The organism is Dasania sp. GY-MA-18 (genome assembly GCF_024734385.1).
Lineage (GTDB): Bacteria > Pseudomonadota > Gammaproteobacteria > Pseudomonadales > Dasaniaceae > Dasania > Dasania phycosphaerae.
The window spans coordinates 152,432-177,017 of sequence record NZ_JANHAP010000007.1 but is presented as its reverse complement, the minus strand read 5'-3'; the positions used below and the strand labels follow the sequence as shown (position 1 = coordinate 177,017).

Annotated in this window: 25 protein-coding genes; 7 read left to right on the top strand and 18 right to left on the bottom strand. The window is 50.1% G+C overall.

Annotation, left to right across the window (positions count from 1 at the left end):
* Positions 1 to 145: 145 nt before the first annotated feature.
* Positions 146 to 1,327 carry an MFS transporter gene (locus NO559_RS10160; RefSeq protein ID WP_258331714.1) on the bottom strand — a complete coding sequence of 394 codons (1,182 nt, stop codon included), beginning with the start codon at positions 1,325 to 1,327 and terminating at the stop codon, positions 146 to 148.
* Positions 1,328 to 1,492: 165 nt separating this feature from the next.
* Between NO559_RS10160 and NO559_RS10155 the strand changes: the two genes are divergently transcribed.
* The 4 genes from NO559_RS10155 (at position 1,493) to NO559_RS17035 (ending at position 3,947) form a co-directional block, all read left to right on the top strand.
* Positions 1,493 to 2,329 (top strand): helix-turn-helix transcriptional regulator, encoded by an 837-nt coding sequence (locus NO559_RS10155; protein ID WP_258331713.1) that lies wholly within the window; start codon positions 1,493 to 1,495, stop codon positions 2,327 to 2,329.
* A gap of 94 nt (positions 2,330 to 2,423) precedes the next feature.
* Complete coding sequence (locus NO559_RS10150) at positions 2,424 to 3,146, top strand: DUF599 domain-containing protein (protein ID WP_258331712.1); 723 nt, start codon at positions 2,424 to 2,426, stop codon at positions 3,144 to 3,146.
* Positions 3,147 to 3,166: 20 nt separating this feature from the next.
* Positions 3,167 to 3,490: a nuclease-related domain-containing protein gene (locus tag NO559_RS10145; protein ID WP_258331711.1), complete on the top strand. Its 324-nt coding sequence runs from the start codon at positions 3,167 to 3,169 to the stop codon at positions 3,488 to 3,490.
* Positions 3,453 to 3,947: a topoisomerase DNA-binding C4 zinc finger domain-containing protein gene (locus NO559_RS17035; protein ID WP_375542738.1), complete on the top strand. Its 495-nt coding sequence runs from the start codon at positions 3,453 to 3,455 to the stop codon at positions 3,945 to 3,947. The genes NO559_RS10145 and NO559_RS17035 overlap by 38 nt, the downstream gene beginning before the upstream one ends.
* A gap of 132 nt (positions 3,948 to 4,079) precedes the next feature.
* Here NO559_RS17035 and NO559_RS10135 read toward each other — a convergent pair whose 3' ends face one another.
* From NO559_RS10135 to purE, 4 genes are all read right to left on the bottom strand, one after another.
* The gene (locus NO559_RS10135; RefSeq protein WP_258331710.1) at positions 4,080 to 5,240 is read right to left on the bottom strand and encodes a cation diffusion facilitator family transporter; all 1,161 of its coding nucleotides are present in this window, start codon (positions 5,238 to 5,240) and stop codon (positions 4,080 to 4,082) included.
* Between the two features lie 127 nt (positions 5,241 to 5,367).
* Complete coding sequence (locus NO559_RS10130; RefSeq protein ID WP_258331709.1) at positions 5,368 to 5,661, bottom strand: YebG family protein; 294 nt, start codon at positions 5,659 to 5,661, stop codon at positions 5,368 to 5,370.
* A 144-nt stretch (positions 5,662 to 5,805) separates the two neighbouring features.
* Positions 5,806 to 6,933, bottom strand: a complete 1,128-nt coding sequence (locus NO559_RS10125; RefSeq protein WP_258331708.1) for an ATP-grasp domain-containing protein — start codon at positions 6,931 to 6,933, stop codon at positions 5,806 to 5,808.
* 13 nt (positions 6,934 to 6,946) lie between these two features.
* A complete protein-coding gene (gene purE, locus NO559_RS10120; RefSeq protein WP_258331707.1) occupies positions 6,947 to 7,444 on the bottom strand; it encodes a 5-(carboxyamino)imidazole ribonucleotide mutase in 498 nt (165 codons plus the stop codon).
* Positions 7,445 to 7,711: 267 nt separating this feature from the next.
* Between purE and NO559_RS10115 the strand changes: the two genes are divergently transcribed.
* Positions 7,712 to 8,740, top strand: coding sequence for a GGDEF domain-containing protein (locus tag NO559_RS10115; protein WP_258331706.1), 1,029 nt, complete (start codon positions 7,712 to 7,714; stop codon positions 8,738 to 8,740).
* An 89-nt stretch (positions 8,741 to 8,829) separates the two neighbouring features.
* On the opposite strand, the gene NO559_RS10110 is transcribed toward NO559_RS10115, so the two are convergent.
* From NO559_RS10110 to miaA, 8 genes are all read right to left on the bottom strand, one after another.
* Complete coding sequence (locus NO559_RS10110; protein WP_258331705.1) at positions 8,830 to 10,122, bottom strand: adenylosuccinate synthase; 1,293 nt, start codon at positions 10,120 to 10,122, stop codon at positions 8,830 to 8,832.
* A gap of 43 nt (positions 10,123 to 10,165) precedes the next feature.
* Positions 10,166 to 11,341: an ATP phosphoribosyltransferase regulatory subunit gene (locus NO559_RS10105; RefSeq protein ID WP_258331704.1), complete on the bottom strand. Its 1,176-nt coding sequence runs from the start codon at positions 11,339 to 11,341 to the stop codon at positions 10,166 to 10,168.
* Positions 11,342 to 11,371: 30 nt separating this feature from the next.
* Positions 11,372 to 11,557: a DUF2065 family protein gene (locus tag NO559_RS10100; RefSeq protein ID WP_258331703.1), complete on the bottom strand. Its 186-nt coding sequence runs from the start codon at positions 11,555 to 11,557 to the stop codon at positions 11,372 to 11,374.
* Between the two features lie 164 nt (positions 11,558 to 11,721).
* A complete protein-coding gene (gene hflC / locus NO559_RS10095; RefSeq protein WP_258331702.1) occupies positions 11,722 to 12,594 on the bottom strand; it encodes a protease modulator HflC in 873 nt (290 codons plus the stop codon).
* Between the two features lie 2 nt (positions 12,595 to 12,596).
* Positions 12,597 to 13,772 (bottom strand): FtsH protease activity modulator HflK, encoded by a 1,176-nt coding sequence (gene hflK, locus NO559_RS10090; protein WP_258331701.1) that lies wholly within the window; start codon positions 13,770 to 13,772, stop codon positions 12,597 to 12,599.
* 69 nt (positions 13,773 to 13,841) lie between these two features.
* A complete protein-coding gene (gene hflX / locus NO559_RS10085; protein ID WP_258331700.1) occupies positions 13,842 to 15,146 on the bottom strand; it encodes a ribosome rescue GTPase HflX in 1,305 nt (434 codons plus the stop codon).
* A gap of 14 nt (positions 15,147 to 15,160) precedes the next feature.
* Complete coding sequence (gene hfq, locus NO559_RS10080; RefSeq protein WP_258331699.1) at positions 15,161 to 15,397, bottom strand: RNA chaperone Hfq; 237 nt, start codon at positions 15,395 to 15,397, stop codon at positions 15,161 to 15,163.
* Between the two features lie 183 nt (positions 15,398 to 15,580).
* On the bottom strand, positions 15,581 to 16,612 hold the full coding sequence (gene miaA, locus NO559_RS10075) for a tRNA (adenosine(37)-N6)-dimethylallyltransferase MiaA (RefSeq protein ID WP_258331698.1): 1,032 nt from the start codon (positions 16,610 to 16,612) through the stop codon (positions 15,581 to 15,583).
* A 133-nt stretch (positions 16,613 to 16,745) separates the two neighbouring features.
* Between miaA and NO559_RS10070 the strand changes: the two genes are divergently transcribed.
* Positions 16,746 to 17,366 (top strand): glutathione S-transferase family protein, encoded by a 621-nt coding sequence (locus NO559_RS10070; protein ID WP_258331697.1) that lies wholly within the window; start codon positions 16,746 to 16,748, stop codon positions 17,364 to 17,366.
* A gap of 73 nt (positions 17,367 to 17,439) precedes the next feature.
* On the opposite strand, the gene mutL is transcribed toward NO559_RS10070, so the two are convergent.
* The 4 genes from mutL to NO559_RS10050 all read right to left on the bottom strand — a co-directional run bounded on the left by mutL (position 17,440) and on the right by NO559_RS10050 (position 22,798).
* A complete protein-coding gene (gene mutL / locus NO559_RS10065; protein WP_258331696.1) occupies positions 17,440 to 19,332 on the bottom strand; it encodes a DNA mismatch repair endonuclease MutL in 1,893 nt (630 codons plus the stop codon).
* A gap of 13 nt (positions 19,333 to 19,345) precedes the next feature.
* A complete protein-coding gene (locus tag NO559_RS10060) occupies positions 19,346 to 20,662 on the bottom strand; it encodes an N-acetylmuramoyl-L-alanine amidase (RefSeq protein ID WP_258331695.1) in 1,317 nt (438 codons plus the stop codon).
* 123 nt (positions 20,663 to 20,785) lie between these two features.
* Complete coding sequence (gene tsaE, locus NO559_RS10055; protein WP_258331694.1) at positions 20,786 to 21,262, bottom strand: tRNA (adenosine(37)-N6)-threonylcarbamoyltransferase complex ATPase subunit type 1 TsaE; 477 nt, start codon at positions 21,260 to 21,262, stop codon at positions 20,786 to 20,788.
* The gene (locus NO559_RS10050; RefSeq protein ID WP_258331693.1) at positions 21,263 to 22,798 is read right to left on the bottom strand and encodes an NAD(P)H-hydrate dehydratase; all 1,536 of its coding nucleotides are present in this window, start codon (positions 22,796 to 22,798) and stop codon (positions 21,263 to 21,265) included.
* A gap of 175 nt (positions 22,799 to 22,973) precedes the next feature.
* Here NO559_RS10050 and queG point away from each other — a divergent pair, with 175 nt between their 5' ends.
* Positions 22,974 to 24,053 carry a tRNA epoxyqueuosine(34) reductase QueG gene (gene queG / locus NO559_RS10045; protein WP_258331692.1) on the top strand — a complete coding sequence of 360 codons (1,080 nt, stop codon included), beginning with the start codon at positions 22,974 to 22,976 and terminating at the stop codon, positions 24,051 to 24,053.
* 72 nt (positions 24,054 to 24,125) lie between these two features.
* On the opposite strand, the gene NO559_RS10040 is transcribed toward queG, so the two are convergent.
* The gene (locus NO559_RS10040; RefSeq protein WP_258331691.1) at positions 24,126 to 24,551 is read right to left on the bottom strand and encodes a heme-binding protein; all 426 of its coding nucleotides are present in this window, start codon (positions 24,549 to 24,551) and stop codon (positions 24,126 to 24,128) included.
* Between the last annotated feature and the right edge of the window lie 35 nt (positions 24,552 to 24,586).

The window sequence follows — 24,586 nt, the reverse complement described above, 5'->3', positions numbered from 1 at the left end:
TAGAAAGCTGTTGTTTCTATCTTAGCTTAGAAACTCGCTATGAGGTAATTAGAAATAACTGTGCGAGCTAAACAAAATTAACACACGCCATCACAGGCAGCTCAAAACTTATACAGCGTTTATTTAAACCGCTAAAAGCAGTCTATTACTGCGCATTGGCAATAGCAGGAGCAGAGCGTTTTAAGATGGAATACACCAACAAATACAGTATAAATGCGGCGAAACTCCCCAAAGCTCCCATGATCATCACCGAACCGTAGCCCATATTGGCGGCCAACATGCCCCCCGCCATACTGGGGCCTAAGGTTTGGGCAAAGCCTTGCGCGGCAGGCACTAAGGCCACATAGCGACCACTGTGATCGATATTACTCAAAGTGCCCAATTGGTAGATATCGGTAAACAGCCACATAAAATTAAACAACATGGTGCCAGCTATATAACTTAGCGCATTTATCCCTGTAGCTAACATTAGCAGTGTTAGCGTCATACCCAACAACGCTGCAATTAAGGGCTTGGATTGCCCCAGCCTAGTGCTTAGGGCAGTAGCGGCAAAACAGCCTAATAAGGTGCACACCGTACCTGCGGTTAACACATTGGCGATAAAACTATCACTCAAGCCAGCATCTACCCCCGCCCGCTCTATAAACGACCAATAAGAACCTATGGTGATATAAAAACAAGCTACCGCTAATAGGCATAGCCAAGGCAAATAAACCGGCACCACTGGGCCTTGCTTATCGCCCACCGCAGCCAAAGATTGCTCGGCAGCACGTGCCGGTAACCACCCAATAAAGCACAGCGCCAATATAAAGGAGCCAGCAAAAGCCAGGAATATGCCATTCACCCCCCAGTGCGCCGACAATATAGGGAAGGAATAGAGCTCTAGGGCATTAATTGCCACCAAGGCAAACATTAAAATACTGAAATTGCGGCCGGTGTTATGGCTACCCGCCAAGCTGGCCACCCCGGTGGCATAACAAATACCACTGCCAAAGCCCGCCAACACCCGCAATGAAACCAAACTCTCAAAATCGTGAAACAGGCTAGCGGCATAGTTAGCCAATACCGCTATCACCACCCCCAACGCCACTAAATAGCGGCGATTAACCCTAGCCACCAGCAGTGAAGTCAGTATGGAAGAGGCACACATACCGCCTAAATCTGCTGAGGCCAGCCAGCCCACCTGCTGCTCAGTAAAGCCCAAATTATCGGATAGCGCCCCTACCAGCATAGGCATACCCATAAATACGGCATTGCCGATAAAGCTAAAGACTATGGCAGCAGTAATGGCCTTGGCAGTATCAAACTCAGCGGTATTATTCTTCATTATTAAACTCAACATCTAAAGCGAGGCGGCGCGCTATAACCAGTAGCCAGACAATGTAAAGCCAGGGCCAGCCCGCGGGTATAACCCCTTAGGGTGACATCCCAGGCTTTAGTGCAGCCATAGGCCAGTGCTATCATGCCGCTATCACCCTACGAGCCCCAGACCATGAGCCAACTGATACGCGACCAGCTCTGCAGCCCCCAATGGTATCAACATATAGCCAACACCACCCAGGCTATAGGCAGCGCCCAGTGGGGCAAACAATTGCTAGATGCCATAGGCTTTTTGGTGGCAGTCGATGCGCCGGTGCTTATCATCTACCCCCATAATAGTGCACCCAGCACGGTTTACCTGCCCGATAACGATGGCCCCTGGGCGCCAGCCGCCAGCTTAGCTAATTATTATGAAGGGGCTTATTTGCTAGACCCGTTTTACCAAGCCAGTTGTAACGGCTGCGCCACTAAGCTGTATCGTTTGAGTGAGGTAGTGCCTGACTTATTTCATAAGAGTGAATATTATTTTAATTATTATCAGCACTGCCAATTAGTGGATGAGTTTAATTACCTAGTGCAACTGCCACAGCAGCAAACCGCTTCGCTGTCGCTGGCCAGCAAAACCCCTTTTAGTGACGAGCAGGCAGAGATACTGCACATCATCGCCCCTTGGGTAACTAGCGTAATAGCACAGCACTTTAGCGCCCAACCACAACCCCAGGGCAAACCCGGTTTTCATCAAAATATTGCCTCGGCATTTACTCACTTTGGCAGCAGCGTGCTTACCGCCAGGGAATGTGAAATTGCCCAGCACATACTGCATGGCTACTCCACTAAGGCCATGGCCAACAAATTACAAATATCTATGGAAACCGTAAAGGTACACAGACGCCACCTGTATCAAAAGCTGGATATTAGCTCGCAGCCAGAATTATTTTCTTTATTTATAGGCTCACTGGCCTCAGGCGAAAAACAATTAGGGGTAGACCCGCTAAAAGATTATTTTTGATACTTTCCTCTCGCCCTATTCATAAAGATTTAACAGTCTATTGGCATACTAAATGAACCTGATACACTAACGCCACACAACCACAGGGTGCAAAATGACTTTAGCTTTTTTACAAACCTTCCATTGGAGTAACGCCCTAAGCTTGGGCTGGTTTTTATTATGCTGGGTGGGCTACAGCTATTTTGCCCACTATATGGCTAAGCGTACCCATAGCTTATCGTCGGTATTACACGATCACCGGGTAAACTGGATGAAGGCATTATTAAACCGCGAAGCTTTGGTGGCTGATGCGGCATTAATTTCCAATATTGAACGGCAGGTAAGTTTTTTTGCCTCCACCACCATACTGGTGCTGGCGGGTTTATTGGCAGTTATCCCCAATATCGGCACTATTAACCTACTGCTGACTGAGATACCTTTTTTTGAAAAAACTAGCGAGTCCGAAATACAGCTGCGCGTGATGGTGCTGTGCTGTATTTTTGTATACGCCTTTTTTACTTTTACCTGGGCCATGCGCCAGTTTGGTTTTTCTAGCGTACTGATGGGCGCCGCGCCACTACGTAAAGATGAAGGCAGCTCGCAAAAACAGCGCAATCAATACGCACGCTATACCGCCAAAATGATAGACCAAGCCAGCCACACTTATAACTACGGTTTGCGTGCCTATTATTTTGCCATGGCCATATTCCCCTGGTTTATCAGCCAGTGGTTATTTGTGGGCGCTACCGCGCTGGTTGTGGCGGTGCTCTATCACCGCGAGTTTCACTCTAAGCCCTTGGTGACCTTACGGACTTTGGCAAAGATGAATAAAGACTAAGTAGTAAGAGCTAGGCAGATATGGAGATCACGCCAATAACTCAGCAATTATTCAGTACGCTGTGGTACCTCATCCCACTGGCAATAACAGCGGGGATATTACAGTCGCCGTGGTTTAAAGGCCTTTTTGGCGAGTTACAGATCAACTTATTGCTTAAGCTCTTTTTATCCAAAAATAAATATCATCTTTTTAACAATGTCACCTTAGCTTCGGAGGATGGAAGCACGCAAATTGACCATCTTTTGATTTCAAAATACGGTGTCTTTGTTATAGAAACAAAAAACATGAAAGGCTGGATATTCGGCTCTGCCTATAAAAAAACAATGGACTCAGAAAATATATAAGCGTTCATATAAGTTTCAAAACCCGATTCATCAAAACTATAAACACCTAAAAGCTCTAGACCATCTTTTAAACATTCCTACTGACAGTATTTTTTCAATCGTGGTATTTATTGGCGACAGCAGCTTTAAAACAGCAATGCCTAGCAATGTCACTTATGCAGGAGGCTGCATTAAATATATCAAGTCCAAAAACACTGAAACCTTGAGCCAGCAACAAGTACAAGCAGCCATCATGGCCATAGCGCACGGTCGACTCAAGCCAGGCCTAAAAACTAATCGTGAACATGTGAACCACGTTAAAGACATTATCAGCGTAAAAAATACCGCTAACCCCTGCCCCAAGTGTGGTTCTGATATGGTAATAAGAACCGCTAAAAAAGGCGCTCATATAGGCAGTAAGTTCTGGGGATGCACAGACTACCCAAAATGCAGGGCTATTTTTAACATAAGCCAATGAACCAGCCAAAAGTATCACTGCGAGAGTAAAGCCACTGCCCCGCCCTATTCGATTTGGTTTTAGCGCCCTAGAAAAAAGGAAATCAGCACATCTATAGAGCGACTCGCAAAACGACTGTCGCAAGATTAAGCCCTAGCCAAACCACACACTCACATGGCTAAGCCAGGGTAAATGCCCAGTACCTTGTTGCAGGCTTTCTTGAAACTCTACCCTATCAAAGCCCTGATCAGTTAACACCTCGGCGGGCATAAACACCTCTGCCTGTACGCTGTCGCGCAGGTAGTGCAGATTAATTTTTTTAATATTTTCGGTGTAGGCTATGCCATCCCAGGTTTCATTAAGGGCGGCCATTACATCACCGCGCAGGGGTAACAACACCACCTTGCCCTCTATGCGGGTGTCGTCGTTGTCGTCGTCTTCTGGGTCTATATGAAAGGTGACATCGGTAATACTCTTGACATTTTTTAACAAGCTATCGGTAACCCACACGCCTATATTATGGCCCTCGGATACGCTGACTTTAGAGCCCACTTGTATATGTATATCCAGCAAGGCATCGGCACCCATTTTGCGACTGCGCAGCTCATGCACGCCTACCACACCTTCAATTTGCATAATTATATCTTTCATCTCGGCCACTTCTTCAGCCGATAAGGCGGTGTCTACTAGCTCCTGTACACTCTCCCAGGCTAAGTCCCAACCTATTTTGGCTATCATAATGGCCACCACTAAGGCGGCGACACTATCCAACCAACTAATACCCAGCATGGCGCCAGCCACGCCCACCAAAACCACTATGGAGGAGATAGCATCGCTGCGGCTGTGCCAGGCATTGGCAATAAGCATTTTGGAATTATATTTTTCGCCCACGGCTTTGGTATAACGATATATCCACTCTTTACTAACAATGGACAGCCCCGCCACGACTAAAGCCGGCCAAGCAGGCACTGGTAATTGCTCGCTATAGAGCAACCTATAAATACTGTCGTAAGCCATAGCGCCAGCCACTGCTATCAATAGCGCGCCCAAGACTACGGTAGCAAAGGTTTCAAAGCGGCCGTGGCCATAGGGGTGATCTTCATCGGGGCCGTGGTGTGAAAACTTGGCCACCACTATCACCATGGCATCGGTGAGCAAATCTGAAAAAGAGTGTATGCCATCGGCTATCAAGGCATGAGAGTTAGCCAACACACCGACTATGACTTTAGCCACACCCAGCACGGCATCTAACACTGCGCCTATAAGGGTGACTTTTTGAATTTCTTGCCGACGTTGCTGAGCTTGTGCATCCATAGTGTTGCAAATTAGCCTTGGGATAAATAAAAGCGTATTTAAGCACAGTCCGCCTTTAATGATTAGTAAAAACGAAAATGCCGGTGCAAGCCCGGCATTTTTCAACAATATATTAGACGGCGAAAACTTAGCCGGCAGCCGACAACTCGGTTACGTTGCTATCAGCCTCACTGTCACCCTCACCTAAGCTGAGCAGTACCTCAGGCTTGCCTTTACAAGCAGCAATTAATTGCTCTTTGTTTTTGGATAGTAATAGGCCTATGGTTTCAGCATCTTGCTCGCTAATACCTGCGGCATGCTTTTCTAAAAACTGGGTAAAGCTTTCGGCCAGCTCCAGCATTTTATCGTAGGCATCGGCGTCTTTTTTGTTATCAAACATACTGTCATCCCGGTCACATTTCCACATTGCCACAACGGCCATAAGCTCACCTTCTATGTTTATAGTTAGTCGTCAATAAAACGCGGTATTTATTCTTTTATAAAAACGCCAATAACTGTATATAAATACAGTTAATTTGGCAATAACTAATTCCATAAAAAAGGCCGGTGTTACCGGCCTTAGTGCTTACTCGTTAATGCTGCGCTGCCTGTGCAGCTCTACCGCTTCGGCCAGCAGGCCTCTATGCTCCTCATCAAGATGGGGGCTGAGTACGCTTACCGCTTTTTTCAAGGCGGCAGAGCAAGTGGCATCAATATTGATATGGCCCAGCTTGCGGCCAGGACGCACCTCTTTGCCATACCAGTGGTAGCTTACTCCGGGCAGGCTGATACAGGCGGGGGAAAATTCGCAGCCAATTAAATTCAGCATTAATGTTGCCCTGCAACTTTGGCTTTGCGGCAGGGGCAAACCAACTAAAGGTAATACCTGCATGGCGAACTGGTTGGTCACCGCACCCATTTGAGTCCAGTGACCAGTGTTGTGTACCCGCGGGGCCAGCTCATTGACTAATAAGCCCTGCTCGGTGACAAAACACTCCATGGCCATAATACCCACAAAGTTTAGATGCCCCAGTATGCTGGCTAAAGCTGCTTCGGCCTGCTGCTGCAGTGCCTCATCCACTGCTATATTGGCCAGGCTATAACGCAAGATGCCTTCTTTGTGTACGTTTTCAGCCATGGGCAAAAAGTAACAGTGGCCGCTGGCATCTCTAGCACCAATCACTGACACTTCGCGCTGAAAGGGGATTTTTTGCTCGGCAATTAATTGCCCAAACATAGCTTCGGGTAATTGCTCGCCGTTATCGGGGTTAACCCGCCACTGGCCTTTGCCATCATAGCCACCGGTAGTGGACTTAACGATTAGGGCATCACCTAATTGCTGATGAGCTTGCGCCACATCTGCACGCTCTGCCAATAAGCACCAAGGCGCGGTGGGCACCTGTAGCTGATCCAGTAAGGTTTTTTGGCTAAAACGGTTGGGCAGCAACTCAAAAGCTAGGCGGTTAGCCCACTTATCGGAAGCATAAATACGATCCAACCACTCGCTATGGGGCAGATGCTCTATTTCGGCGGTAATCACATCGTAGCTGGCGATTAACGCATCAGCATCTATGTTTAGCCGTTGTGCGGTAGTACCACGCAGCAACTCACCGGTTTGCATATCTAGCCTATCAACCACTAAGCCTAAACGAGCGGCTTCGGCAGCCATCATTAAACCCAGTTGGCCGTGGCCTAATATCAGCAGTGACTTCATCTTAAAACTCTATTTATGCAGGTAAACGCGGATCGGCGTTGGCTAATACAGTATCGGTTTGCTGCTGGCGGAAGGCATCGATTTTAGCCGCCACATCAGCATCACCCAAGGCAATAATTTGCGAGGCTAATAGCCCGGCATTGGCCGCACCGCTGGCACCTATAGCCAAGGTACCTACCGCAACGCCTTTGGGCATTTGCGCAATAGACAATAAGCTGTCCATACCGTTTAAGGCCTTGCTTTGCACGGGTACGCCTAATACCGGCAATGCGGTGCTGGCCGCTATCATGCCCGGCAAATGAGCGGCGCCACCGGCACCGGCAATAATCACTTTTAGGCCGTTATCTTTAGCGCCATTGGCAAAAGAAAATAGTTTTTCAGGCGTGCGGTGAGCCGATACCACATCAACGGTATAAGACACACCAAAGGTATCTAACATTTCACAGGCTGCAGACATGGTTTCCCAGTCACTGCGCGACCCCATAACTACGGCGACGACTGCATCAGTCATAATTGCTTCTCTCAATAAGCACCGAGGATAACCCTCGATAGTGTGGCCCCAAACACTATGATCAGGGGGGCTCAGAAAAGCGGCCAATTGTAACAGAGTCACGGGCTGCCTGTGAATAACCCCCAGACCGCTGATAATGTAGCCTATTTTTTCACCAGCACGCATGGCGATATAAAAAGAAAATATTTGCGCCATGCAGCAAAATCCACATTCGTTATAAGCTATCATTAGCTTTATTCCCCAGCAGCGAGTAAGGCTAACGCCAGCATGTATAACCACTACCAAATGCAGAGTTTTCTCAACACCACCCTAGAGCACCTTAAAAAACACAAGCTGCACCCCATCCCCGAAAACTACAAGGTATGGTACGAGTACACCTGCACCAGTAATACTGAGCTTAATGAGGAAATTGATGCGCTAATGGCCCAGCAAACGGCGATTAGCGAAGAAATTTGTCATAAGCTGTTAAAAAAATATTTTGTGAGTAACGAGCAAAAAGACTTCGATGCAGCCCGGCTGGCCTTTAGCCACCTGCTCAATGTTGTTATTAGCCAAATCTCTAACTGGAGCAGTAACCACGGCAGCTTTTGCCAAGCCTTAGAAAAATGCACCCAAAAGCTCAACAGCGACCCCAGCATCAGCGAAATCAAAGACATTATTACCGACCTCACCCAAGAAGCTAAGAGCATGGCAGACGCCAGCAACGATATTAACTCAGTGCTGGGCTCGCTAAACAACGAAGTAAAACAGCTGCGTAAAGATTTAGAACAGGCTGGCAGCGAAGCTGTCACCGACAGTTTAACCGGCGTTAGTAATAGACGCGGTTTAGATGAGCGCTTGCGCAACGCCATAGCTGAGGCCCAAAACCAGCACAGCGACCTGTCGCTGATCATGATAGATTTAGACCATTTCAAAACCATCAACGATAGTTTTGGCCATAATACCGGGGACAAAGTCCTAAAACTGGCTGCCTCTATTATGAAGAAAAACCTGCGCAGCAGTGATTTTTTAGCGCGTTATGGTGGCGAAGAGTTCACGGTTATATTACCTAACACCAACTTAAAAAGTGCGGTTAAAGTTGCCGACCATCTACGCAAAGCCATATCCGCTAAGCAGCTATCTACTGGCAGAAACGGCCAGATTATTGGCCGCCTTACCATCTCGGCAGGGGTGACTCAGCATCGTCCGCAGGAGAACGCCGAGACATTACTAGACCGCGGCGATAAGTACATGTACAAGGCCAAGCACAGCGGCCGCAACCGGGTAATAAGCGATAGCGATTTGTCTAGCTATTAAGCACAAAGCTAAGAATCTAAGTCTAAAACTTAGCCTTAAAAAAAAGCCCCGCATTGCGGGGCTTTTTTTACAATCAATTACGCTAAGGCTTAATCAAAAGCGTGACGCAATACGATGGTTTCTACCCGGTCCGGGCCGGTAGAAATAATATCTATAGGTGCACCTACCACCTCCTCTATACGCTTGATATAAGCGCGAGCTGCTGCCGGTAAAGCGTCTAAGCTCTGGGCACCTAAAGTAGATTCCGTCCAACCGGCAACTTCCTCATACACAGGCACCAGCTTGGCGTAATCATCGCTATCCACAGGCGCTGGTGCAGGGTTGCCATCGGCATCGTTATAGGCCACACAAATTTTAATCGTCTCTAAACCATCTAACACATCTAGCTTAGTCAGGCATAGACCAGAAACACTGTTAACGCGCACAGCTTGGCGCAAGGCCATAGCATCAAACCAACCACAGCGACGAGCGCGGCCAGTGGTGGCACCAAACTCATGGCCTTTTTCGGCTAAGTGCCTGCCTACATCATCAAATAACTCGGTGGGGAAAGGGCCAGAGCCAACACGGGTGGTGTAAGCCTTGGTAATACCTAACACATAATCTAAATACAGCGGGCCAAAACCACTGCCCGTAGCGGTACCACCGGCCGTGGTGTTGGATGAGGTTACAAAGGGGTAAGTACCGTGATCTATATCCAGCAGTGAGCCCTGCGCACCTTCAAACATAATGTTTTTACCGGCTTCGCGGTAGTCGTGCAAAATGCCGTTAACGTCGTCTATCATGGGTACAATTTGCTCGGCCATTTTCATGGTTTCGTCATGCACTTGCTGATAATCAATGGCGTCGGTTTTATAGTATTGGGTAAGCTGGAAGTTATGGTATTCCATCACTTCTTTTAATTTCTTAGCAAAACGCTCGGGGTGTTTTAAATCGCCTAAGCGTATGCCGCGTCTGGCCACTTTATCTTCATAGGCGGGGCCTATGCCGCGACCAGTGGTGCCGATTTTTTCTTCGCCCTTGGCGATTTCACGGGCTTGATCCAAGGCAATATGGGTAGGCAAAATCAATGGGCAAGCAGGGCTTAAACGCAGGCGCTCACGCACGGGTACGTTTTTCTCTTCCAGCTCGGCAATCTCTTTTAGCAGAGCGGTGGGGCAAACCACCACGCCGTTACCTATTAAACAGATAACGTTTTCGCGCAAAATACCGGAGGGGATTAAGTGCAATACGGTTTTTTCGCCGCCTATTACCAAGGTATGGCCAGCATTATGACCACCTTGAAAGCGGGCCACGGCCTGCGCTTGATCGGTTAGCAAATCAACGATTTTGCCCTTGCCTTCGTCACCCCACTGGGTACCTAGTACAACTACGTTTTTACTCATGCTCATTACTCAAGTTTTCAAATTCACAGGCAGTTGCGCAGCACTATAGCGGCTTTACAACCCATGTACCCTGCTCTAACACTAATTGACGGTCACAGGCTGCAACCGCGGTTTGCTCGGATAAGGTTTGCAGCACGCGCTCACCTTGGGCACGCAACTGCTGTATGGCCTGCCATAGGGCAAGATCATCGCTATTGGGTGCTGCTATTGCTTTATGGCTTTGCGCTGCGGTCGCTGGTAATAATTGCAGCAGCGCTTTTAGGTCGGTACTAAAACCAGTTGCCGGACGGGCGCGGCCAAAAACCTTGCCCACATCATCGTAGCGGCCACCGTTGGCAACCGCCTGGCCCAAGCCTGGCGCCAGAGCGGCAAACACTAATCCGGTGTGGTAGTGGTAGCCACGCAGCTCACTTAAATCAAAATAAATGTTCACATCGGGCATTCTGGCGGCGATGCTATCAGCCACTTTACCCAGCTCGGCCAGTGCCAGCTGTACTTGCTCGCCGGCAGCAGCCAACACAGTGGCGGCTTCGCTTAACACTTCACGGCCACCGTTAAGCTGAGTTAGCGCCTGCATCATGCTGGCCACTTGTGGCTGGCAGACATGAGCGGCGATCAGGGCGTTAATTTCTGTGCCTGACTTGCGCTGCAAGGCATCAAACAAGGCTTGCTTGGCCTCTTCCTCTAGGCCAGCCTCGGCCAGTAGCGCGCGGTAGATGCTAACGTGACCTAAATCCAAGGTGATGTTTGCTATACCGCTGGCGCGCAGGGTCTCTAGCATTAGGCTGATAATTTCTATATCGCTGTCTATGCTGCTATCGCCATAGAGCTCTGCCCCTAATTGTATGGGCGAGCGTGAGGCCATCAGTGTTTTGGGGCGGGTGTGTAATACACTGCCGGCATAACAAAGGCGCACTGCACCATCGCGCTTAAGGCAATGGGCATCGATGCGGGCAATTTGGGTGGTCATATCGGGGCGTATGCCCATGGTGCGACCGCTGAGTTGGTCCACCACTTTAAAGGTTTGCAGGTCTACGTCTTTGCCTAGGCCCACTAATAAGGAGTCGGTAAACTCTAGCAGTGGCGGCATTACCAGCTCGTAACCCCAGGTGTGGTATAAATCTAATAATTTTCGACGTAGGGCCTCGACCTGTTCTGCCTGTTCGGGCAACAGCTCTTCGACACCATCGGGCAACAGCCAGCGATCAGCTATGGTCATGAATAACGCCTTTGATAGTAAAATTAGATTCTATTTCAATAGTGTTAGCAGGAATAACCCCGCCAGCATACTCGCCAAGCCCATGATACGTAGCTGCCGCTCACTGAGCTGAGCTACTTGCATAATCATGTCACGCCATGAGCGAGGGCTTAAAAATGGCAGTATCCCCTCGATCACCAACACCAAGCTTAGTGCGATGGCCAGATCCTGCCACATAGTCACCTCTATCGGTATGCTTGAGGCCTAGTGCCCCAATGTTTACACATAAAAAAACCGCGCAACCCTATGCTCTCGCATAATGTTGCCCGGTTAGCGCATTCTACCATAGAAAAACCCCGTAAACCTAGTGGCTATGAGCAGCTAGGCCGGGGCTATACAGCTTACTTGGCAGTGCTGCTCTTTAGGTATTTGAAGAAGTCACTTTCAGGGTCGACTATCATCATGTCGCCCTTATCCTTAAATGCGGCCTTATAAGCCGTTAAGCTGCGCACAAAGGAGTAAAACTCTGGGTCACGATTATAGGCGCTGGAGTAGATAGCCGTTGCTTTGGCATCACCTTCACCGCGTATTTTCTCAGAGTCTCTATAAGCCTCAGCCTCGATAACGGTACGCTTGCGATCGGCATCGGCGCGTATCACCTCGGCCTGCTCTATACCTTTAGAGCGATGCTCGCGAGCCTCGCGCTCACGGCCGGTGCGCATACGGTCAAATACCGCGCCACTCACCCGGTCGGGCAGGTCTATGCGCTTAACCCGCACATCGATGATCTCTACACCTAGCTCACCTTGCGTCAGTTTATTGAGGGTATCTACCAACTCATGCATCAATTGGTCGCGCTCACCGCTAACCACTTCATGCAGGGTACGCTTACCAAACTGGTTGCGCAGGCCTTCATTAGCACGCTGGGCAATCAGACGCGCAGCACGCACCTCCTCACCATTGGTAGCGGTGTAATACTTACCCACATCGATAATGCGCCATTTAACAAAGGAGTCTACGCTCATGCCTTTTTTCTCGGCATTCAGAAACTCTTCTGGGGCCGCATCAACGGTTAAGATACGCGCATCAAACTTACGTACTTCATTGATTAAAGGCTTTTTAATATGCAAGCCCGGCTTAATATCGGACTCCACCAAGCGGCCAAACTCTAACAATACCGCACGCTCGGTTTCTTTAATGATATAAAGCGTGTTGGATAGCACTATCAACACCAAGCCTATAATGGCCAATACGACTATAGATCGATTAGACATGATTATCTGGTCTCCCTACGACGACTGTTAGTTGAGGCTTCCCTACGCAATTGGCTAACAACTTGCTCGCTAATTTCACGTATAGAGTCAGAGGAAATAGACTGGCCGCCACCGCTGCTACCAATAGCAGAGCTAGCGCCCGCTGTAGACTGCATGATTTTGTCCAAGGGCAAATACATCATGTTATTGCCGCCTTCAACATCGACCAAAATTTTAGAGCCGTTAGTCATCACCTCTTGTACGGCATCTAGATACAAACGCTCTCTAGTTACCCTGGGTGCCTTTTTATACTCGGCCAGTAAGTTTTCAAAACGCTGGGCTTCACCTTCAGCTCGGGCTATCACTTGGTCGTGATAAGCGCTGGCTTCTTCCAGTACCCGCTTAGCCTTACCGCGTGCCTCTGGAATAATGCCGTTGGCGTAGGTTTCGGCCTGGTTGCGATAGCGCTCCTCATCTTCACGGGCCTTGTTCACATCATCAAAGGCGTCCTGCACTTCTGGTGGAGGCGAGGTTTTCTCTATGTTAACCGTGGTTAAACGTATGCCGGTTCTATAGCTATCTAAGTAATCCTGCAAACGACGCTGCACTTCTATAGCCACCTGGCTACGACCTTCGGTTAACACGCTGTTCATAATACTGGAGCCTACGACATGGCGCAGTGCCGAATCGGCGGCCTGCTCCAAGCTGCGCTCGGGGTTAACCACCGCCAGCAAGAACAGTTTGATATCGTCTATGCTGTACTGCACCGACAACTCAACCTCTATAATATTGAGGTCTTCGGTTAGCATACGACCTTTGGTGGAATACAAACGTAGACGCGTAGTATTTTCTATAATCACGTCATCAATTAAAGGCGGGTTCCAGTGCAGGCCAGGCTGCACCACGGAGTGGTACAAACCAAAGCGCAACACCACGGCGCGCTCTTGTTCATTGACCTGGTAGATACCAAACAGCGCCCAAATAATAACCGCAATACCTGCAAGGGCAGCAAGAAAACCACCGCTAATGCTGGGCGATGAGCCGCCACCATTGCCGCTAGGCTTACCGCCAAAAATGCCGCTGAGTTTTTCTTGTAGCTTACGTAGGGCTTCATCTAAATCAGGAGGACCTTGGTTTTTATTGCCACCACTGCCCCACGGATCTTTATTGTTGCCACCACCCGGTTCATTCCAGGCCATTATTCTCTCCTATGTTACCTGCGCCCGTAATGGACGGCATGAGTCATACATCAATGATTGCCGCGAAGTCTAACAAACTTTTAGTTGTTGCGTCGCTATTAACTCGGCGGCGTTGAGATTTTCGGCAGCGGCCAAGCGGTTGAAATCGCTTTTTGGTAAGCGAATTTCCAACTCGCATAAGCCCTGCTCGTTATAGTGCTCGGCTGAGACTACATCTAATTCATACAAAGCTGCCCGCAAGCGCCCCTGCTGCGCGGTTAACGCTAAAGTGCCCGCCACCAACTCTTCGCCTAAGCGCTGAGCCAAGGCCTCTAGCAATAAGTCTATACCTTCGCCCGATTGCGCGGATAGCCAAACCCGCTGTGGTTCGCCCACATCGTTGTAATCTATACGGGGCTGGGCGATAACCAGGTCGACCTTGTTATACACTTCCAGGCGTGGAATTTTATGGGCACCGATCTCTTTGAGTACTAACTCCACCTGCTCTATATTGGCGGCCCTGTCCTCATCGGCACAATCTATGACATGCACCAAAAAGTCGGCCTGCGCCGCCTCTTCTAGGGTAGCCCTAAAGGCTTCTACTAGCTTATGAGGTAAGTGACGAATAAAGCCCACGGTATCGGCCAGCACTATGGGGCCTAGGTCAGGCACTTTTAAGCGCCTAAGTGTAGGGTCTAGGGTGGCAAACAGCTGATCGGCGGCGTACACCTCAGAGTTGGTCATATTATTAAACAGCGTCGATTTGCCCGCATTGGTATAGCCCACCAATGACACGGTGGCTATTTCATTGCGGCTGCGGCTGCGGCGGCCCTGCTCGCGCTGGCCGCGTACTTTGGCCAAACGCTTGGTAATGGACTTAATACGCGCACGCAGTAAACGGCGGTCGGACTCTAGCTGAGTTTCACCCGGGCCGCGCAAGCCTATACCCCCTTTTTGCCGCTCCAGGTGGGTCCAGCCCCGTATTAAGCGAGTAGACATATGGTGCAACTGGGCCAGCTCAACTTGCAGCTTACCCTCGTGGGTGCGGGCGCGCTGGGCAAAAATATCCAGTATTAGGCCGGTGCGGTCCAATACTCGACACTCTAGTGCCGCCTCTATATTGCGCTCTTGGCTGGGGGACAGGGCGTGATTAAACAACACCAGCTCGGCATCGTGATCGATGATTTGCTGACGTATTTCTTCTAACTTGCCTGTACCCACAAAAAATTTGGAATGAGGTGCATCACGGTGACCACTGACATATGCCACTGGGTCACCGCCTGCCGATAGAACTAACTCTTGAAATTCGCTGAGGTTTTCTCGTTCATCTTCCCGTCTCAAATCTAAATGAACTAAAACGGCCCGTTCACCGGAATCTGGACGCTCAAATAACAATTAAATACCTCAGTTTATTCTTCATCCGGACCCGGCTGTGGCATGCGCACAACACGAGAGGGAACAACAGTAGAAATAGCGTGCTTATAAACCATTTGGCTAACAGTGTTTTTTAGCAAAATAACAAATTGGTCAAATGATTCAACTTGGCCTTGTAGCTTAATGCCATTCACCAAGTAAATTGATACTGGAATGCGCTCTTTGCGCAAAACATTTAGATAAGGGTCTTGTAGCGTATGCCCTTTTGACATGTGACTCTCCTTCTAAGCCCAACTCGGGCCATAAATATAATGTGTGAGACCTTATAGTTATCCAGAATATTATTGTGCATAACTATTATTGTTGGGCTTGCCAATATGGCGACCCGAATATCGCAGCCTGGTGTGGCTCAAAGCGCGGCCACAAGTACCAGACGAAGCTAAGTATAACTCAATTCACCGTGAGTGAGATATTTTGTCTAGATATTTTATCGCCAAGGCTATGGGCTTTTGGCCCTCTAAGCCGGCCGCCGCCATAGCCGTTTCAGGGCTAAGTAGCAGGCGATTTTCAGCATCGGTATGTATCCAGTTAAGATCAGGCCAGTTACGCAACCACGTAAACTGACGTTTTGCCAGCTGCCGAGTGGCAATAATGCCCCGCTCCACCATCTCCTCTTCGGTCCATAGGCCATCCAAATACTCCCAGGCCTGCCTATACCCTACTGCCCGCATGGAAGGTAAATCCAAGTGCAAATCCCCCCGCGCGCGCAAAGCTCTGACCTCATCAATAAAGCCTTGTTCCATCATTTTTTGAAAACGTTGCGCTATACGCCTATGCAACACCGCTCTATCTAAAGGCGCTATCGCCAATTGGATAAGCTCATAAGGGAACTGCTGCTGCGCCTCGCTAGCCTGCTGCTGATGCAGCTCGGTCATGGTTTGGCCACAGCTTCTATAAATATTTAACGCCCGCTCTATACGCTGCGAGTGATTGGGATGTATACGCGCCGCCGAAGCCGGGTCTACCTCTGCCAGCTCGGCATGCAGAGCTGGCCAGCCCTTTAGCTCGGCCTCGGCCTCTATTTGCGCCCGCAAAGCCAAGTCGGTTTCAGGCATATCAGCTATGCCCTCTAACAAGGTTTTAAAATACAGCATAGTGCCACCCACCAATAAAGGGATGCGGCCGCGGCGGCTAATCGCCTGCATTTCACCCAGAGCATCGGCCCGGAATTCCGCCGCGGAATAGGCCTGTGCGGGGTCGCGCACATCGATTAGCCTATGCGGCGCCAGAGCTTGCTCTTGAGCGCTGGGCTTGGCGCTGCCTATATCTAAACCCTTGTACACCAATGCGGAATCGACACTGATAATCTCGCAGGGCAACTGCTGACACAGGGCTATGGCCAAATCGGTTTTACCCGATGCGGTAGGGCCCATTAAAAAAATGGCGGGGGGTAATTGGCTATCACTCATGGGCGCATTGTAACTCATCGCCAGCCATAAAGTACGCAAGCCTCTATGAACTTAGGCTATGCTGTAGAGTCTATAAAACCGCAGCCAATTGCCTAGACTGGCCTGCACACTAACAGCAACAATAAAAACTGTTTTTCCGGGAGCAAACACAATGTTGACCTATTACGGCGCGAAAGACTCGTGCAGCATACCCGCTCAAATTATTTTAGAAATGAGCGGCCAGCCTTATGAAAACGTATACCTCAGTTTTGACCAAGGCCTGCCCGAACACTATCTCAGCCTCAACCCCACCGGCCAAGTCCCTACCTTAGTAGAGGACGAGCAAGTCTTCACCCAGTGTGTGGGCATCACTACCTACTTGGCCGACAAATGGCCCCAGCTTAATATGACCCCAGCCCTGGATTCGCCACAGCGCGGCCATTATTTAAAGTGGATGCACTTTTTAAACTCCTCCATGCACGAAGCCTATTTACGCGTGTACTACCCCAATAAATACGCGGTATCCAAACAAGCCTGCGATGAAGTACGCGAAATGGCCAAGCAAGCCATAGACAAACACTACGACATAGTTAATAGCTGGCTAGAACCCGGCCCCTATTGCCTGGGCGAAACCATACAAGCTTGTGATTTATACTTGGCCACACTGATTAGCTGGCAGGAAGATAGAGAAGCTTTATTTACACGCCTGCCGCGGCTGCAGCTGTTGTTTGAAAAAGTAACGACACATCCAGTGGCGAATAAAGTGTTTGTTGAGCACGGCGTGGCCCTGTAAAAAGACTGAAGCCGGGCTAGGCCCGGCAAGACTAGGTTGCTATCGTCGCCCTCAAAACACTAGCGACTGACAATCACTGCCCTCTTAAAAACAATTTATCCAACTCATCCAAACTCATTTGCGTCCACGTAGGTCTACCGTGGTTGCACTGGCCGCTGCGTTCGGTTTCTTCCATGTCGCGCAATAGTGCATTCATTTCTGGAATGCTTAAACGGCGATTGGCGCGTACCGAGCCATGGCAGGCCATGGTGCCGAGAATTTCGTTGATATGCGCTTCGATTCTATCGCTGCTGCCGTGCTCTATAAGATCAGCCAGCACGTCACGCACCAACTGCTCCACGTTGCCGTTTTGCAAAATAATAGGCACCTGCCGAATCATTATGGTTTCGGGGCCAGCGCGTTCAACACTTAAACCCAGCTGAGTAAATAGCTCCGTGTTTTGTTCGGCATAATCGGCCTCGCGCTGGCTCACTGCCACGCTTTCGGGCACTAATAAAGGCTGGGCTTTAATGCCCTCACCGGCGCGCGCTTGTTTCATGCGCTCATAAGTGATGCGTTCGTGGGCGGCATGCATATCCACCAATACCAAACCGTTAGCATTTTCGGCGAGGATATAAATACCTTTTAACTGGGCAATGGCAAAACCTAAGGGCGGGATTTCGTCAGTTTCTAAATCACTTAAATTGATTGGCGATGCGTTGCTGTTAGCCGTGGTAAAAGTTGTGGGCGAATAAGCACCTCTATCGCCTGCACTAGGCGGCGCTGACTGCAGGTTACTGGCGTCGGCAGTATTGCGACTATACAGCTCGCCATAACCTGCCAACTGCTCTTGCACCTGCCCCATACTGGGACGAGCATCATCGCGCAAAGACATAGCCGACTGGCCAGCAAACTCGCCAGCAGCTATGCCGCTCACCGCGGGCTGGGCGTTATTGTCACCGGTGGGCATATGCTGGGCATCGGGGCGCACGTCGGCTAATAAGCGATGCAAACTGCGAAATAAAAAGTCGTGTACGGTGCGGCCATCTCTAAAACGCACTTCGTGCTTGGTAGGGTGCACATTGACGTCGACTATGGCGGGGTCGCACTCCAAATATAAAACAAAGGCCGGATGGCGGCCGTGAAACAATACATCGCGGTAGGCTTGCCTCACCGCATGGGTGACTAACTTATCGCGTATTACCCGGCCATTAACATAAAAGTGCTGCAGGTCGGCCTGGCTGCGTGAAAAAGTCGGTAGCGCCACCCAGCCCCACAGCCGCAAGCCCATGGCTTCGGTGTCTATGTGTAGAGCATTTTGCATAAAGGCAGGGCCACATACCGAAGCGACTCTGCGCTCTTGCTCTAACTGGCTATCACAGTTTTTTAAGGCGTGTATCACTTTGCCGTTGTGGCGCAGGTGAAAGCCCACATCAAAGCGCCCTAACGCCTGCCGCTTAATCACTTCTTCCAAATGATTAAATTCGGTTTTTTCGGTACGTAAAAATTTACGCCTTGCTGGAGTATTAAAAAACAAGTCGCGTACTTCTACGGTGGAGCCTTTGGGATGCGGCGCAGGGCCTACCTCTACCTGCATATCGCGGCCTTCGGTTTCAGCTTTCCAGCCCGCACCCTGCTCTTGGGTGTTGGATAAAATACACAGCCGCGATACTGAACTGATAGAAGCCAGGGCCTCGCCTCTGAAGCCCATGCTTACCACTTTTTCCAAATCGTCCAGCTCATAAATTTTGCTGGTAGCGTGGCGGCTTAAAGCCAATGGCATATCTTCTTGGGCTATGCCGCCGCCGTTATCGCGCACCCGCATGAGTTTTACGCCGCCGCTTTCTACATCCACATCGATACGGCTGGCACCGGCATCCAAACTGTTTTCTACCAACTCTTTGATAACGGAAGCGGGGCGCTCGACCACCTCACCGGCGGCAATTTGGTTAGCCAGTCGCGGGCTTAATAATTTTATACGTGACATTCAATTTTCTATGCTATGAGGATGGGATAATAATTTTTTGCCCTACTCGTATAGAGGAGGAGGCTAAACCATTGGTTTTTTGTATATCGGCGACGCTCACACTAAAGCGCTTGGCAATGCCGGATAAGGTATCACCGCGGCTAATGGTATAGGCCACTGTTTTATTGCGCTGATTTTTTTGCCAGGCGATCAAGGTTTCTGAAGGCGGGCTGGCCGCGAAAAATGTTTTTATACCATTAAAAATAGCCGCAGCCATTTTACGTTGATAAGCGCTGCTTTTTAAGTTGCGCTCTTCAGTGGGATTAGAAATAAAGCCCGTCTCTACCAAAATGGAAGGAATATCTGGCGACTTTAATACCGCAAAGGCCGCCTGCTCCACCCGCTTGCTATGCAGATGTGCTATGCGCCCCATTTGCCCCACCACTTTACTGCCTACTTGCAGGCTGGAATCCAAGGTAGCGGTCATAGAAAGGTCGGCCAGCACCCCTGCCAACAACTCATCTTTTTCACCCAGATTAACGCCACCCACCAAGTCGGAGCTATTGGCCTCATTGGCTAAAAATTTTGCCGTAGCACTGGAGGCTCCACGGCTGGACAAGGCGTACACCGAGGCACCCTTGGCACGATGGTTTTTAAAAGCATCGGCATGTATAGAAACAAATAAATCAGCCTGGGCGCTGCGGGCTAGCTTGCGGCGTTTTTCTAAGCCCACATAATAATCACCGCTGCGTATCATCACCGGCTCATAGCCCAACTCTTTTTCAAACAGGGCATTAAGCTCTTTGGCGATAGCTAGCACTACATGTTTTTCGCGCACCTTAGTGGGGCCGGTAGCACCGGGGTCTTCACCGCCATGTCCGGCATCTATGGCAATAATAATATCGCGTTTTTTGCCACTGTTATTCACGCGTTTAACCGCTGCTGGCTGCTGACTATCCATTAAATCGATAACCAAGCGGTCGCCATACTCGCCACTGGCTTTAAGCATAAAACTGCGCGGCTTTACCGCACGATTAACATCCAACACTACCCGCAGATTGGTTTTGTCTTGCACGCCGCTGCGCACACGGGTAATAGGGGTATTGGCTAAATCTATAGTCGAGAGTTGGGTTTGTGATTTTAACGCTGTATTGTCTATATCCACCACTATGCGGTCGGGCTTACTGAGCAACATCACCTTGTGCTCTACCGGCTTGGACAAATCCAATACCACGCGGGTGTGATCGGGCGCTCGCCATACGCGCACATCGTTCACACTGGCGGCTTGAACCGCTAGCGACAATAATAGGCTGGCGATAAGTAGCGTCTGCGGCAATAACCGGTACAACATGTTTTATAAGGCCTATTACTTTATTGAATAGTTTCACTAAATTATTTTAACTTAATGCTTAGGGCTGAATCTGCTGGCAAGCATCATAGCACTGCGCCAACTTATTGTTATTGCAAGTACCCATTACGCGACCAGTTTGGCAATGATACTGCGGCCCTTATCGCTGTGCGCGTTCAGTTGTAGCTGACGGCCATCCTGACCACCTTGGTGTAAAGCTATCCTAACGATTAAATCTGCCGGGGGCAAAACTCCCTGCCCTTTTTCGGGCCACTCTACCAAGCACAGTTTTTGATCGCCAAAATAATCGCGTATGCCCATATATTCCAACTCTTCGGGGTCAGCTAAACGGTAGAGGTCGAAGTGATAGGCCTCGCGCTCGCCCAATAGATAAGGCTCAACCAAGGTATAGGTGGGGCTTTTGACCGCCCCTTGGTGACCCAAGCCCTGTAATATGCCGCGGCTAAAGGTGGTTTTACCCATACCCAAATCACCCTCTAAAAAGATCACCGCGCCCCCCTCGCAAGCTTGCGCAAGCTGACGACCAAAATCCACCATAGCCTGTTCGCCTACTAAGGTTTGCTGCAAGCTCTCTACTGCCATTTACTGTATACCTCCGTTAATGATGCGCCTGAGCACTGGTATTAAATCGCTGGCCATTGTGCCACACATGCCCTGCTGTGCGGCAATATCTCCAGCATAAGCATGTAGGCAAACACCCAATTTTGCCGCCTCAGCCACCGTTAAGCCCTGCGCCAATAAAGCACCTAACACGCCGCTAAGCACATCACCCATGCCCCCTGTAGCCATACCTGGATTGCCATAGCTGCATAAGCTCAGCGCCGCTTCGTCACTGGCTACTAAAGAGCCCGCGCCTTTTAGTATCACGGCACCGCCATAGCGCTGCTGTAACTCGCGCACGGCGGCAAAGCGGTTGGCCTGCACCTGCTCGGTGCTACAACCCAGCAATCTAGCAGCTTCTGCCGGGTGAGGAGTTAGTAACCAATCACTACGATAAGGTTTTTTCAACACCCTGCCCGCGCTGATCATATTCAGGGCATCGGCATCGACCACCATGGGTTTGCCACTATTATAAGCTTGCTGTAGCAACTGCTCGCCCCAGGGGCGCTTACCTAAGCCCGGGCCCAGCACCAGTACACTGGGGTGTACTAATAAGGGCTCTAGCTCCTGACCCGAGACTACCCCGTTGGCCATAATTTCAGGGCTGCGGCTAATAAAAGCCGCCGTATGGTTGGGCTGAGTCGCACAAGAAACCAGGCCAGCACCGCACCGGGCTGAGGCCTCGGCAGCCATAATTGCCGCCCCGCCCATGCCGGTATCGCCGCCTATAACCAGCACATGGCCGTGGCTACCCTTATGGGAGGATAGCCTGCGCCCAGGCAGAATAGACAAGCACTTTGACAACAGTAAGCGCTCACATTGATGATCGACAGCGGCATAGGTAGGCGTCATCGTACCCAGGCCATCAAAGTAAACATCGCCGGCCACATCTGGGCCAGCCGCTGTCAGCAAGCCCTGCTTTAAGCCTATAAAACTGACCGTGATATCCGCATTGACGGCCTCACCCAAAATTTGGCCGGTATCGCTGCACAGGCCTGAGGGAACATCCACCGCCAGCACCGGTAATGACAGCTGATTAAGCCAGTTTATGGCCTCAAGCTGCGGCGCGCGCACCGGGCCATTTAAGCCCGTACCCAAGATCGCATCTACGACTACCGCATCCTCTAGTACTATCCCGGGGGTAAAAGCTTGCACGCTCACCGCATCCTGCAGGGCACGCTGCCTAGCCAATAAAGCATCACCCTGCAAACGACTGGCATCGCCTACCTGCAGCACTGATACCGCTAAGCCGTATTGTTTGGCAAGGCTGGCCATAACATAACCATCACCCGCATTATTGCCACAGCCACATACAATGACTATGGGCTGCCGCCGACCCGCCTCAGGCCAACAACGCAATAACTGCTCAAAAGCCGCCCGCCCAGCACGCCGCATTAAGGTAAAACCGGCAATACCTTGCTGCGCCATAGCTAGGCGGTCCAACTCGCGCACCTGAGCTGCGGTGTATAACGCAGTGGGTAAATCATCGCCGCAGCGTAAAGGCTTAGTAGTATTCATAGGGTTCCTGTTATTAATTGCCGGGCATAGCCTATGTTGCCATGCTAATAATAAGCTAGGCCGTGTTATTATGCGGCCAAGCAGCCTACTGATTTTAAATTATAGGCTGGCCAACACTAAGCTACCACGCCTTAGGCTGATGCCCGCAAATTTTAGACCGCCATAAGCAACCTTAATGAGTCATACCGTGAGCGAAAATGCCCCCACAACCTTGCAGCAATTACCCGCGCTTATACGGCAGTGGAGCGGTGAACTGGGCTTTGAGCAAACTGGCATTAGCGATGTGGATTTAAGCCAACACGGCCAACACCTGGATGATTGGCTGGCCAAAAACTTTCACGGCGAAATGGATTTTATGGCCAAGCATGGCAGTAAACGCTACCACCCCGAACAATTACTGCCCGGCACGCTAAGAGTTATTAGTGTACGCTTAGACTACCTACCCAACGAAGATCAACTACAGGCCCAGCTAGACAATCCCGACCAAGCCTATATTTCGCGCTACGCCCTAGGCCGCGACTATCACAAGTTGATGCGCAAAAAACTCGCTAAGCTGGCCGACAAAATTTCCGCCGTTGCCGAACAACATCAATGCCGTGCCTTTGTAGACAGCGCGCCAGTATTAGAGCGCGGCCTAGCAGAAAAAGCGGGGCTGGGTTGGATAGGCAAAAACACCATGCTGATTAATGCCAGCGCGGGCTCTTGGTTTTTTTTAGGGGAGATCTACACTAACCTGCCGCTGGCCGCCGACCCCGAACAAGAAACCATGCACTGCGGCAGCTGCACCGCCTGCTTAGACGACTGCCCCACCGGCGCCATAGTAGCGCCTCATCAGGTGGACGCCCGGCGCTGTATATCTTACTTAACCATAGAGTTAAAAGGCAGCATCCCCACGGAGTTACGCCCATTGATGGGTAACCGCATCTATGGCTGTGACGACTGCCAACTGGTCTGCCCTTGGAATAAATTTGCCCAGCATAGCCAGCAAGATGATTTTCAGCCGCGCCACAATTTGGATAGCGCCAGCCTGATAGAATTATTTAACTGGAGCGAGCAAGAATTTTTACAGCGCACCGAAGGCTCGGCCATACGCCGCATAGGTTATGAGCGCTGGCTGCGCAATATAGCAGTGGCCTTAGGCAACGCGCCTAGCAGCATACCCACCATAGAAAGCTTAAAAGCCCGCCAACAACACCCCTCGGCCATTGTGCGCGAGCATGTAGAGTGGGCCTTGCAACAACATCAGGCCCATTAAACCGCCCACCCAAGCATAAAAAAGCCCAGCGCTATTCAGCACTGGGCTGGTCTTGAGCTAGCAGCAATGTTATTAGGCTATAGCGGCCTCTAGAGCCTCTATACCTGCCTGTGCCACATCCTCATCCTGATCGGGGCTGCCCGAGCTGCAGCCTATACCCGCTACTATGTCACCATTAACAAACACCGGCAGGCCACCCGCCACTATCATAAAGCGACCTTGATGTGACACATTCAAACCAAAGGTAGGCTGGCCGGGGCCACTGGTTTCGCCGTAGGCTCGGGTAGATTTACGAGCAGCGGCAGCCGTAAAGGCTTTATCTATAGCAATGTGGATACTGGTAATGCGGGCACCGTCCATGCGTTGGAACATCAATAAATTCCCGCCGTCATCGACTATGGCTATATCCATGTCTACACCTATGGCCAAGGCTTTTTTTTCTGCCGCGGCCATCATTATGCGGGCATCATCCAAGGTTAATTTAGCAACCGTCTTCATTGATTAACTCCCAAGCTTGTTAAATGTTTTATTAG

Bases quoted from the DNA above. Each gene is read 5' to 3' on its own strand.
- NO559_RS10160 (WP_258331714.1), bottom strand. From the start codon at position 1,327: ATGAAGAATAATACCGCTGAGTTTGATACTGCCAAGGCCATTACTGCT.
- NO559_RS10155 (WP_258331713.1), top strand. From the start codon at position 1,493: ATGAGCCAACTGATACGCGACCAGCTCTGCAGCCCCCAATGGTATCAA.
- NO559_RS10150 (WP_258331712.1), top strand. From the start codon at position 2,424: ATGACTTTAGCTTTTTTACAAACCTTCCATTGGAGTAACGCCCTAAGC.
- NO559_RS10145 (WP_258331711.1), top strand. From the start codon at position 3,167: ATGGAGATCACGCCAATAACTCAGCAATTATTCAGTACGCTGTGGTAC.
- NO559_RS10135 (WP_258331710.1), bottom strand. From the start codon at position 5,240: ATGGATGCACAAGCTCAGCAACGTCGGCAAGAAATTCAAAAAGTCACC.
- NO559_RS10130 (WP_258331709.1), bottom strand. From the start codon at position 5,661: ATGGCCGTTGTGGCAATGTGGAAATGTGACCGGGATGACAGTATGTTT.
- NO559_RS10125 (WP_258331708.1), bottom strand. From the start codon at position 6,933: ATGAAGTCACTGCTGATATTAGGCCACGGCCAACTGGGTTTAATGATG.
- purE (WP_258331707.1), bottom strand. From the start codon at position 7,444: ATGACTGATGCAGTCGTCGCCGTAGTTATGGGGTCGCGCAGTGACTGG.
- NO559_RS10115 (WP_258331706.1), top strand. From the start codon at position 7,712: ATGTATAACCACTACCAAATGCAGAGTTTTCTCAACACCACCCTAGAG.
- NO559_RS10110 (WP_258331705.1), bottom strand. From the start codon at position 10,122: ATGAGTAAAAACGTAGTTGTACTAGGTACCCAGTGGGGTGACGAAGGC.
- NO559_RS10105 (WP_258331704.1), bottom strand. From the start codon at position 11,341: ATGACCATAGCTGATCGCTGGCTGTTGCCCGATGGTGTCGAAGAGCTG.
- NO559_RS10100 (WP_258331703.1), bottom strand. From the start codon at position 11,557: ATGTGGCAGGATCTGGCCATCGCACTAAGCTTGGTGTTGGTGATCGAG.
- hflC (WP_258331702.1), bottom strand. From the start codon at position 12,594: ATGTCTAATCGATCTATAGTCGTATTGGCCATTATAGGCTTGGTGTTG.
- hflK (WP_258331701.1), bottom strand. From the start codon at position 13,772: ATGGCCTGGAATGAACCGGGTGGTGGCAACAATAAAGATCCGTGGGGC.
- hfq (WP_258331699.1), bottom strand. From the start codon at position 15,397: ATGTCAAAAGGGCATACGCTACAAGACCCTTATCTAAATGTTTTGCGC.
- miaA (WP_258331698.1), bottom strand. From the start codon at position 16,612: ATGAGTTACAATGCGCCCATGAGTGATAGCCAATTACCCCCCGCCATT.
- NO559_RS10070 (WP_258331697.1), top strand. From the start codon at position 16,746: ATGTTGACCTATTACGGCGCGAAAGACTCGTGCAGCATACCCGCTCAA.
- mutL (WP_258331696.1), bottom strand. From the start codon at position 19,332: ATGTCACGTATAAAATTATTAAGCCCGCGACTGGCTAACCAAATTGCC.
- NO559_RS10060 (WP_258331695.1), bottom strand. From the start codon at position 20,662: ATGTTGTACCGGTTATTGCCGCAGACGCTACTTATCGCCAGCCTATTA.
- tsaE (WP_258331694.1), bottom strand. From the start codon at position 21,262: ATGGCAGTAGAGAGCTTGCAGCAAACCTTAGTAGGCGAACAGGCTATG.
- NO559_RS10050 (WP_258331693.1), bottom strand. From the start codon at position 22,798: ATGAATACTACTAAGCCTTTACGCTGCGGCGATGATTTACCCACTGCG.
- queG (WP_258331692.1), top strand. From the start codon at position 22,974: ATGAGTCATACCGTGAGCGAAAATGCCCCCACAACCTTGCAGCAATTA.
- NO559_RS10040 (WP_258331691.1), bottom strand. From the start codon at position 24,551: ATGAAGACGGTTGCTAAATTAACCTTGGATGATGCCCGCATAATGATG.